Origin of the sequence: Eubacterium aggregans (genome assembly GCF_900107815.1) — a bacterium.
Taxonomy (GTDB): domain Bacteria; phylum Bacillota; class Clostridia; order Eubacteriales; family Eubacteriaceae; genus Eubacterium_O; species Eubacterium_O aggregans.
Window position 1 is genome coordinate 1 of the sequence record NZ_FNRK01000040.1, and the last position, 11,114, is coordinate 11,114.

General features: G+C 46.3%; 11 protein-coding genes. 3 read left to right on the top strand and 8 right to left on the bottom strand.

What is annotated here, in order from left to right; translation table 11 throughout:
• Positions 1–266 precede the first annotated feature (266 nt).
• Positions 267–1,550 carry a sensor histidine kinase gene (locus BLW33_RS13380; RefSeq protein WP_090309844.1) on the top strand — a complete coding sequence of 428 codons (1,284 nt, stop codon included), beginning with the start codon at positions 267–269 and terminating at the stop codon, positions 1,548–1,550.
• A gap of 10 nt (positions 1,551–1,560) precedes the next feature.
• Here the strand turns inward: BLW33_RS13380 and BLW33_RS13385 are convergent, their stop codons facing one another.
• From BLW33_RS13385 to BLW33_RS13420, 8 genes are all read right to left on the bottom strand, one after another.
• Positions 1,561–2,415, bottom strand: a complete 855-nt coding sequence (locus BLW33_RS13385; RefSeq protein ID WP_090309847.1) for an ATP-binding protein — start codon at positions 2,413–2,415, stop codon at positions 1,561–1,563.
• A 70-nt stretch (positions 2,416–2,485) separates the two neighbouring features.
• Positions 2,486–2,929, bottom strand: a complete 444-nt coding sequence (locus BLW33_RS13390; RefSeq protein WP_143032658.1) for a LytR/AlgR family response regulator transcription factor — start codon at positions 2,927–2,929, stop codon at positions 2,486–2,488.
• Between the two features lie 26 nt (positions 2,930–2,955).
• Complete coding sequence (locus BLW33_RS13395; protein WP_090309851.1) at positions 2,956–3,195, bottom strand: DNA-binding transcriptional response regulator; 240 nt, start codon at positions 3,193–3,195, stop codon at positions 2,956–2,958.
• Positions 3,196–3,256: 61 nt separating this feature from the next.
• Complete coding sequence (locus BLW33_RS13400) at positions 3,257–4,117, bottom strand: hypothetical protein (protein WP_090309854.1); 861 nt, start codon at positions 4,115–4,117, stop codon at positions 3,257–3,259.
• Positions 4,118–4,237: 120 nt separating this feature from the next.
• On the bottom strand, positions 4,238–5,638 hold the full coding sequence (locus BLW33_RS13405; RefSeq protein WP_090309855.1) for an RsmF rRNA methyltransferase first C-terminal domain-containing protein: 1,401 nt from the start codon (positions 5,636–5,638) through the stop codon (positions 4,238–4,240).
• A gap of 10 nt (positions 5,639–5,648) precedes the next feature.
• The gene (locus tag BLW33_RS13410) at positions 5,649–6,758 is read right to left on the bottom strand and encodes a PIN/TRAM domain-containing protein (RefSeq protein ID WP_338070075.1); all 1,110 of its coding nucleotides are present in this window, start codon (positions 6,756–6,758) and stop codon (positions 5,649–5,651) included.
• Between the two features lie 113 nt (positions 6,759–6,871).
• Positions 6,872–7,351 (bottom strand): CarD family transcriptional regulator, encoded by a 480-nt coding sequence (locus tag BLW33_RS13415; RefSeq protein ID WP_090309861.1) that lies wholly within the window; start codon positions 7,349–7,351, stop codon positions 6,872–6,874.
• Between the two features lie 124 nt (positions 7,352–7,475).
• Positions 7,476–9,626 (bottom strand): Tex family protein, encoded by a 2,151-nt coding sequence (locus tag BLW33_RS13420; RefSeq protein WP_090309867.1) that lies wholly within the window; start codon positions 9,624–9,626, stop codon positions 7,476–7,478.
• A 145-nt stretch (positions 9,627–9,771) separates the two neighbouring features.
• On the opposite strand from BLW33_RS13420, the gene BLW33_RS13425 reads away from it, so the two are divergent.
• A complete protein-coding gene (locus tag BLW33_RS13425; protein WP_090309864.1) occupies positions 9,772–10,665 on the top strand; it encodes a DegV family protein in 894 nt (297 codons plus the stop codon).
• Between the two features lie 206 nt (positions 10,666–10,871).
• Positions 10,872–11,114, top strand: a 243-nt coding sequence (locus BLW33_RS13430; protein ID WP_143032660.1) for a transposase, incomplete at its 3' end; no start/stop codon positions are given.

Below are 11,114 nucleotides of genomic sequence, written 5' to 3' on the forward strand. Positions count from 1 at the left end.
TGGTTTTGCCATAATAAAAGGCCTCCTATGGGATTAGTTTATTCTACCACAGGAAACCTTGGTTTGGGAATTTACAGAAAGAGTTTCACAGACCCACTTTTCAATTTCATAATAACCTCCCAATGGTCAATATTTTAAATCTATTTTATCACCTTTTTCAAAAAAGCCAACCCTCTTGCCTAATCGTAAAGTTTTTCGTCATAATGAATTGAATTTTTTAGATTTCCTGGTTATAATTTAAGAAAAAGAAAAGTTTGGAGTTTCTAATGCTATTTTTGACCATTGCCCTTTGTCTAAAAACCTATGTCACCTTTCTGGGATTTGATGTGCTCTGTCAACCGAAGAGTATTCGTAATAGTATTTTTCCCTATCTCTTCATACTCCTGGTCTCCATTGGGTTAGCCCAATCTTTGTTTTATTTACAGGCTCACGCTGTATTATCCCTTGTTGTCAGCATTGGAGACATTCTTTTAATGACACTCTTTTATCGCTGTACCTTACCCCAACGACTACTTTTCTCCTTAGCGATCATTATTATAACGGCAGTAGCCGAATTGCTTTCAGCCCTTGTCCTCAATGTACTCAATATCTCTATGACTTATTTTTTCACCGACGTGGAAAACACTTATACGGTCATCCAGGTCATGCTGACCAGTGTCATCTTTTTTATGCTCATTTCCTTTATTCGTGTGACCAAAGAACGGAAGGGGCTTCTCTCTAAGAATATTCTCCTTGTCTTTTATCCGATTTGTTCTTTATGTATTCTAACACTTTTAATGTGGGCAATATTCCGAAATGGCTCAGAGACCGTTTCCTATGTTCTCTGTTTTGTTATTATTATCTTAGTTTTTATATCAAACCTATTATTGATCAACATCATCAATCATACCATTGACTCTGAGCTGGATAAACAACGTAAGCAATTTTTAGAAAAAACCATTGAAACACAGCGCCTCCACCAGGCGGATATGCTCCAATCTCAAAATGAAATCCGGCGTGTTCGGCATGATTTAAGCGCCAGTCTTTCCCATTTGTCCGGGCTTATTAAGGCTGGAAAACTAGCTGAGTGCAACGATTTAATCAGCGCCCTCACCCATACTGTCACAGAGAATAATTATTTAGCCCTTACCGGCTATCCAGGGCTGGATGCCGTCCTCTCCACTAAAATACGAAACGCTAAAAACAAAGGTATCCTGGTCAACACCCTGATTACGCTTCCCGAACAAGAGAATAATCAGATCGATGAGCTCGATTTATCCTTTATTTGTGCCAATATTTTAGATAATGCCATCGAAGCAACCGAGCATTGCGCCATCATTGATCCAGCCATCACCTTCAAAATATCTTTTGATGCAAAACTCAAAACCCTGTACATTACTTGTCAAAACCCGACAATCAATGAAAGCCTAACCAAAACCACCAAGGCCGACCAAAGGAACCACGGCTTTGGCCTATCCACCATCCGCCAGATTGCCAAAGGTTATGGAGGGACGGTAAATTGTCAGATTGAGGATGGGTGGTTTTTGATTGTGGTAGGGATGCCGGAGTAAAAACTGTAAACTACAGCACCGGCAACAACACCCGCACCACAAACCATCCATCCCGGACATCAAAATCAATGCTCCCCTCGTACCGCTCTGCAGCCATTTGCACATTCTTTAACCCCAAGCCATGGCCGACATCTTGTTTGCTGCTTTTAAATAAGCCATCCTTGCTTTTTTCGGGTGATTTATCATAGGAATTCTCAATGGTAATGGCCAGCATCTGCCCTTTTTCTCGTAATACTACCCTAATTTTTGCTTCTGCGACCATTGTGGATGCCTCAATGGCATTGTCCAGCAAATTGGCAAAAATCGTCGTTATATCAAAATCGGAAAGGCGTCCGGTTCCCCTTGTTCCATCGTCGACCTGGAGATCAATTCCTAGGGTAGCACACCGCTTGTATTTATCGCTTAATACAATCATGAGGGTATGATTGCTACACGTAAAGGGTGGCTTCGTAGCCTTTAACATATCCTGGGTCGTTGTCATACACTGCTGTAAGGCCTGGGTATCCCCTCTGGCGCTGAAGGCTTCCATCTGGGAGATTTGACGGCGCATCTCATCGAAAAGATGGCTATAATCGGCCTGCTGCTTTTCAATGTCCTCATAATAATGGGCCTCGAGTTCAGCGGCCCGGCGTTTAAGCTCAAGCTCGTTTTCTTTTTGATAGCTTAAATTAATGCGCCGAAAGGCATAAATCAGGGTAAAATCAAAGATAACGAGCAGTACACTGTATGCAATGATATAAATCTGCCGATCCGGAATGTTTTTTACATAGTAGTCGTTTAAATAGGTCATGGGGACCACTTCGAGGATAATCAACACGGCCATAAAGATTCCCTGAATGAGCCCGTTGATCTTTCTTTTATTCATTTCTCCCTCCTACAATGATCTCCCTGGATGCCACCACGGACTGCGTATATGCCTGAAAGCCTTCTAATGCTTACCATCTCTTCTCCATCTGTCCCATATAGACCTGCCTGAATTCAGCGGCCCGGCCCTTTGCCAGAGGGAGAGACGCCCCGTTCTCCAGAAGAACGGTCTCCCGCTGAATGCGGACAATATGCTTTAAGGATATAATATAGCTTCGGTGAATCTGATAGAAATCATGGTCCGCCATCTGATCCATGACAGCCGATAATGTGGGGGTATTAATCCAAAACCGTTCTGCTGACATGACCAAATGGATGGCCCGGTGCTGACGTTCAAAATAAAGGATGTCTTTTGGATAAATCATCCTTAGGCCATCCTTGGTCTTAAAAGGCAATGCTTCCCCCCCTTGAGCCTCCTGATAGTGTAAAAAGTCCGACATAATGTCATCAATGGCCTTTTGGTCAATGGGTTTATCCAGAAAACCAAAGGCATGGATATCTAAGGCCATTCGCATGTATTGGGTAAAGGCCGTGATAAACACTATGGGTAAAAGGGGATTCTCCTTTTTAATATCCCGGGCAATGGGTCCCCATCACCCTCGGGCATTTTCATATCGAGAAACAGCAGATCAATCCCTTGATAATTCTCTAACAAATCCAATCCCCGGGTGTAGGTTCTTACGTGTAAAGGTACGCCTTGGATCGCCGCCCAGTTTTCTAATCGCTCCACAAGATCATCGATGATTTCCACCTGGTCATCACAAATTCCAATGGTCAACATATCATTTCTCCTTATGCTTTTCCTTATGCTTTCTTTTCCAAAGTATTGCATTTATTCTCAATTAATGACGCTCATTGGGTGCTTCTGGAATTTTTTGAAGCACTGACTCCCCATAACGCTGGGCTCGCTCAACCTCATCCTGGGCATAAAGCCTGGATAGAATCATCACATGATTTTGCATATCGTGTACGAATTCCCTGGAACGTTGGTATTGGGCCTCTACGGCTTTGTAATAATTCTGTTGATAGTCTTGATGCTGCTTAAGGAGCATCAAATCTTGTTCTTGCCGATATTGCCGTTTGATCCGCCGAAACACATAGATCAGTGCCGCATCAAAGATTAAAATAAGTATTAAATAGACTATAATATAACCGTCCCCATTGGGATTAATCGAATGAACGTAGTCATCCATCCAAAGAATGGGCATCCCTTCAACGACACAGGCCAATATTAAAATCAAATCGAACAAAGGACCCTTTTCAAGATTGGTTCCTACAACAAAGGGTCTAAAGAACCGGTAGGTACAAAGGACTAGCAAAATAAGTGATACACTATAAAAATAGTATCGAATATTACGCGCAGCGCCTGCCGGTGCTTCCCAGCCCGTAAGCCAGAAGGCCCCAAAAACGATGGCATCAAAAGAAAGAAGGACTAAGAATATTTTGATGACAAAGATGATCCGTCCTAAAAATGATCGGTCCTTATAAAAGATCAGACCCATTAAAAGAATCGACAAAAGATTCGCCGCGCCTCGGTATACTGTCAATTCCTCACTCTGGCCAATCAAAAAGGTCCCTATTGCCCAAAACAGCCACATAATACCCGTTGCCTTCTTGCCTAAACGCGGTGTCATTCCTGCATTCATATACCCCGCACACATCCCATAAGCAAAGATATTTCCTAGCAGAACGATACCCCACATTCCCAATCACTCCCTTTTATACCCTGGTAGTACTCTCCTAATTTAGAATTATTATAGCACATTTTACACCAACACACATCAGAAAAACGAGCCGTCCCATGGGGCGACTCGTCATGCATTTTATTTCTTTTTAATCCGCAGCCCTTTGGGGTAGTGGTTTTTTATGATTCCCTGACTAGCCTTTCCAAATCCCAGGGGATACCCCTGCCAGCACACAAGGGTCCATCCCTTAGTGCCCTTACTCACCAGGGGTTCGCCCTTTAAGTAGGCGTAAGCTTCATCATCACTAGCCACCTCATGGACCTGGGCGTACGCCTCTGGCTTCAGGGCCATGGCCAGGGTGTGGGAGGGCTCAAAGCGGTTCTTTTTGAAATCCCCCAAATGGAGACCGGGCCGCAAAACCCGCAGGCCCGCTAGCTGATCAGCGGTCATCCCCTGGGGCAGGCTGTACAGCTTTTCCCCAAAGCCATACAAATGATCAAAGGTTTGCCCGACAAGGTATTCCTTGGCAAAAGCCTCATAGTCCACCAAGTCCCGCTTCCCCATTTTTTTCAGCTTCCCCTTGGCTTTTCGCCGACCAAAGCCCGAATCATCCGATGTCTGCCCCACCTTGCGCAGACGGGCGACATAATGACCCTCGCCCTTCACATGATAGGGCATAATGCGCAGGGTATCCATCACTTCGGTTGTTCCCTTTTCGGTCCAGTCCGGGCGTCCCCGATCGCTTAAGCCTTCCATGGTCAGAGGTTCCGTTTGATAATTCCCCGTGGCCAGCAGCCTCTCCACGATGCATTCATTTTCCTCGGGTGCAAAGGTACAGGTTGAGTAGACCAATACTCCCCCAGGCTTTAGCAGCTTGTCCACAGATTCCAATATTTTTTCCTGGCGTCTGGCGCAATGCTCCACCCGCTCGGCACTCCATCCCGAAAGGGCTTCGGGCTCCTTTCGAAACATGCCTTCCCCAGAGCAGGGGGCATCCACTAAAATCTTATCAAAGGCTTCATAAAAATTTTCAACTAAACGCTCGGGAAATTCATTGAGGATCATTAAATTGGTGATTCCCATACGCTCGGCATTACTGGCTAGAATCCCCGCTCGACCCACAACAATTTCGTTGGCCACCAGCAGCCCTTCCCCAGAAAGCTTACAGGCCAGCTGGGTGGTCTTGCCCCCAGGTGCCGCACACAAATCCAGCACCCAATCCCCAGGCTCCGGGCACAGGGCCTCTGCCGGTGTCATGGCGGTGGGCTCCTGAACGTAGTACAGGCCCGCGTAATAGGCCGGATTCTTCCCCGGCCGTATCGTTTCTTCAATATAATGCCCAGTGGGGCACCATGGAACCGGCTCCAGGTCAAAGGGCACTCGGGTGGTCATTTCCACCGGGGTGCATTTAAGGGTGTTGGTCCGGATTCCTTTATACTTCGGTTTCGTGTAGGACTGAAGCAATGCCTCGTATTCCTCTGGTGTCATCAGCCCGGACATCCGGGTTAAAAAGCCCTTTGGCAGCTGTGTCTCTTCCATGTCTCTCCTTCTATCGCCGTGGCTTGGCAAAGATCATTCGGCCCGCAGCCGTCTGTAAAATACTGGTCACCATAACCGTAATGTTCTCCCCAATGTAACGACGGCCATTTTCAACGACGATCATAGTCCCATCATCCAAATAGGCCACAGCCTGTCCGTTTTCCTTCCCATTTTTCACCGGAAGGACCTTCATTTCTTCCCCAGGGAGTACCACGGGCTTAACCGCCCCGGCCAATTCATTGATGTTCAGCACCTCAATGCCCTGGACGCTAGCCACCTTGTTCAGGTTATAGTCATTAGTGACAATTTTCTGCTTTTTCTCCTTGGCCATACGAACCAGCTTGGCATCGACTTCCGAGAGATCTTCATAATCCTCTTCGGAAATAGCGATAATCCCATCTAAATCCGTTTGCATTTTTTTAATGATATCCAGGCCCCGACGGCCCCGGGTCCGTTTTAAATCGTCCCCGGAATCCGCAATCAGCTGGAGCTCATTGAGGACGAACACCGGAACGATGAGAGTTCCCTCTAAAAATCCGGTTTTGCAGATATCGTAAATCCGGCCATCGATGATGACGCTGGTATCCAATATCTTCAGACCCGTCTGCACTTTTTTCTTTGACATCTTCTTATTGGAGGCCATCCCCTCCCGGTCCCGTTTTCCCGATTGGATGGCATTTAAAATCTCATCCCGCTTTTTAATGGGAATGGTAAATCCAATATAGCCCAGGGCAATGTAAATAATGGCAGAGAGCAGGCTGCTCACCCAGGGAATGGGAATCTGGGAAAAAGCAAAGCTGATAAGCATAGCGATAACCAGTCCGATAATGAGCCCCAGGCATCCCAAAGCCACATCGGCCAAGCGGACGTCCTCCATGCTTTTTTCAACCAATGTGGATAAGCGTTGGACACCGCTTAAGATCAACGGAAATAAAAAATAAAAAATAATACCAAATAAAAGAATCAGGAAGATATACAAACCCAGCTCAATTTTCTGGGTCATGCCAATCCCCAACATATCCGTCAGCAAAGAGCTATTGACCAATATATTGGCTGTGGCTAATCCTGCTATGAAACCCAGCAGTGTTACAAACCAACGAATTACCTTCTTTAACATCATCTCACCTCCTTTCATGATATAATTCATAATATTATACCATTTATAACCATGCTATACCTAATTTTTTATTAATTTCAGATTCAAAAAACTGCCACCCGCAGGTGACAGTCCTTTTACGCATTTATCCGATCTTCGATGACGCTGTCGGCTTCTTTTTTTGTTTTTCCACAAACAACAACCATTTCACTGACCAGGAAGTTCTTAGCTATCACCAGCATTTTCTTTTCACCGCTGGATAAGCCCTTTTTCCGATCCATCAAAGTCAAGTTCCTGACCACATGGGCAACATCGATCAAATCACCTTTTTTGAGTAGTTCCAGGTTATTCTGATAACGCTTCGTCCAATTTGAGAGCATTTCACCCATGGGGCCCTCCAAGGCCGCCAGCATGATGTTGATTCTCTCCAGGGAAACGATGGGACGCACCCCGATTTCATCTGCTTTATCCACCGGAATCAGGATTTCCATCCCCTCCGATACAATTTCCATTAAATAGTACCATTGGCACTCATCAAAAAGCTCTTTTTCTTCAATGGCTTTTACGACGCCAGCTCCGTGCATGGGATACACGATTTTATCCCCAATATCATACATTTATAACCTCACCCCTTTACACTCTTATATTATAGCATAAAAAAGATGAATTTTAAATTATATAAAAATAATCTTTTTTTGTCAATGGCTAAAGCTTGTTTTTGTCTAATTTATTGAAATTATTTTAAATAATCATGGTTAGACCGATGCGTTTTCGGGCCTTATCAATGGAGATCACCCGAACAGTGACCACATCCCCAATGGACAGCACCTCCGAGGGATGCTTAATATACCGATCGCTAATCTGGGAGATATGCACCAATCCATCCTGATGGACGCCAATGTCCACAAAGGCCCCAAAATCGATGACGTTACGCACCGTCCCCACCAGTTCCATATCCTCCTCTAAATCATCCATGGTGAGGACATCGGACTTTAAATGAGGCTTCGGTGCTGAATCCCGGGGGTCTCGTCCGGGCTTCTTTAATTCTTTAATAATATCCTTCAGGGTTGGCACACCGATTTTAAGTTCATCCGCCATGGCCGTAACATCCACCTGGCTCAGCACCTTCACCGTTTCCGGCAGGTTTTGGGGAGCCAAATCCTTTGGGGTCACCGAGAGTGACTTAAGGAGCTGCTCTGCCGCTTTATAGGACTCGGGATGAACCCCGGTATTATCCAAGAGGTTGGCCCCATCCACAATACGCAAAAATCCAGCGCATTGTTCGAAGGCCTTGGCCCCCAGCCCCTTCACCTTCTTAATTTCCTTCCGGCTTTCAAAGCGGCCATTGGCCTCCCGATAATCGATGATATTCCGGGCGATGGTTTTATTAACCCCAGAAACGTGTTTTAATAAGGCGATGGAAGCCCGATTAATATCCACTCCCACATTATTAACCGCATCCTCGATGGTTTCATCCACGACCTTTTCCAGGGCCTTTTGATTGACATCGTGCTGATACTGGCCCACACCGATGTGCTTGGGATCGATTTTCACGAGTTCTGCCAAAGGGTCTTGGAGCCGCCCGCCAATGGAAATGGCCCCCCGGATGGAAACATCCAAATCCGGGTATTCCTCAGCTCCCAGCTCCGACGCGGAATACACCGATGCACCGGCTTCATTGACCACGATGTACTGCACCCGGCGATCACATTTTTTTAAGCACTCTGCAATAAACTGCTCGGATTCCCGGGAGGCCGTCCCGTTGCCAATGGCGATGATATCCACCCCAAAGCGCTCAATGAGCTCCAGAATGACCTTTTCCGACTGAATGGTTTTATTGTGGGGTTTAGTGGGATAGATGGTGGCTGTCGCCTTCACCGTCCCCAGGGCGTCCAGCACGGCAATCTTACACCCCGTCCGGTATCCTGGGTCGTACCCCATGGTCACCTTATCCTTAAAGGGAGGTTGGAGGAGCAGCTTTTTAAGATTCAGTCCAAAATTATGGATGGCCGCTTCCTCGGCCTTGTCTTTTAACGCGCTGCGAATTTCCCGCTCCACCGATGGAAAAATGAGACGCTTATAGCTATCCTCCACCGCCTCGACCAGATAAGGGCTGGCCGATTGCCGGAGAACGGCCTTTTTAAAGCGGGCAAGCACCCCGTCTCCCCCATCATCAATATGAACGGAAAGAACCTTTTTCTTTTCTCCCCGATTCATGGCCAACACCCGATGGTCAGCGATGGTTTTAATGGCCTCGCTGTGGTCATAATAATCCTGGAATTCTGTTTTTTCTTTGGCAAAATCCTTGGTTACCGTCGAGGTCAGCTTCCCGCCTTCATGAATCTGGCGCCGAATAGCCTGACGGTATTGAGCCGTATCTGAAAGGGTCTCGGCGATGATGTCCATGGCCCCCTGCAGCGCTGCGTCGACATCGGGTACTTCCCCCGTTGGATCGACATAATCCTGGGCCATCCCCTTAATTTGGGACGCGGTATGCTTCTGCTCTAAAATAATATCGGCCAGGGGTGTCAATCCCCGCTCCCTGGCCACGGATGCCCGGGTTCTTTTTTTCTTTTTATAGGGCAGATATAAATCCTCCACTTCTTGGAGAGTGACGGCCTTAGCGATGGCAGACGAAAGCGCTGGGGTCATTTTCTCCTGCTCTGCAATGCTGGCTGTGACCTCTTCCTTGCGCTTATTAAGCTTTCTCAGATATTCTAATCGGTTATTCAGATCCCGGAGCAGCACATCATCCAGATTGCCGGTGACTTCCTTCCGATATCTGGCAATAAAGGGAATGGTATTTCCCCCGTCGATAAGGCTGATGGTATCCTCTACCTGTTTCGGTTTTATATTAAATTCTTCTGCGAGTCGTGTAATCAATGCTTCCATGGTTGCTCCTTTTAGTAAAATTTCCTTTTTCATTCTATCATTCCTCTCTAAATCTGTAAATTCTAATTCAGCAAGATTCTTGTCAAAAGAGAGCGGGCATGATAAAATATTTGAATACCTAAATTTAGAAAAAGGAGGAGACGCGATGGCCATCCGATTCGTTGTAGACTCTATGTGCGATGTCAGCGAGGAAATCCTTACCCGTTATCCCTTTGAAATTTTACCTATCCCCATTACCATGGGAGATAAAACTTATTTAGACGGCGTTGATATTACGCCGGAAATGGTCATAAAGTACGTGGATGGCAATAATGGCGAAACCTTTCCCAAAACTGCCCAGGTTCAGGCCATTACCTATCAGCAATGCTTTGAAGCCCATCTAAAAAATGGTGATGATATCATCTATTTGGCCTTATCCTCTGGATTATCTGGTACCTTTCAAACGGCAAACTTAATGGCTTCCCATCTTTTGTCTGATTATCCCGACCGCCGCATTGCCGTGGTGGACTCCAAATGTGCCACCACCGGTGCCATGCTCATCCTCCACCAGGGCCTGAAGCTCTACCGCCTGGGTAAGCCCTTTGAGGAAATTGTCTCCTCCATGACTTTTTTGGCCGATCATATCCAGATTTTCTTTATGGTTGGGGATATTAAGTGGCTGGCCAAAGGTGGCCGGATCAGTAAGAGTGTCGCCCTCATTGGGGATATGCTCAAAATCGTCCCGATTCTCTATTTCGAAGATGGGCGAATTCTGGCCTATGAAAAAGTCCGGGGAAAGAAAAAAGCCTTCAAGCGGCTCTTTGAATTAGTCCACGATCAACGTGCCGATGGCGATCAGATCATCGGACTGATTAACAGCACCGCACCGGAGCTCCAGGAAAAGGCTCAGAAAATCCTCTCCAAGGAAATGGGTATCAAAAACTTCATGACCCCCGAGGCCGGAGCAGGCTCCGCTCTGACCGTACACATTGGCAAGGATTGCCTGGGCATCATGTTCTTTACTGAGCTTCCGGACAATTATGTCAATGTCTTGCCTTAAATGAGGGGTGGGTGGTGTTCATCCGCTATAGCTTGTGGCGATGGGGCGGCTGTTCGCGGATTGTATAACAGTCATGCTCCCCTGGCAGTAGTGGTGTAGCTCGGGAGGGGAAGCAGTTTAGAAGATTTGGAGTGTTATCATAAAAGTACAGTCAAAACGACAAGGAAATGATAAAATAAAGAAAACAGAGAGGACTGTACACCCAAATGGCAAAAAAATACACACCCGAATTCAGAGCAGAGGCTGTCAAGCTATCTCAAGAAATTGGCGCACGGCCAGCATCTGAACGCCTCAACATCAATCTTGATACAATGTATACCTGGATTAGCAAGGCGAAGCATCATCAAAGCGAAGTTGATGCCTTAATCCAGAAAAAAGGTGGTACGGTCGCCCTGGCCGATGAAAACAATCAACTAAGGCGTAGACTTCGGGAACGTGAAGAAGAAATC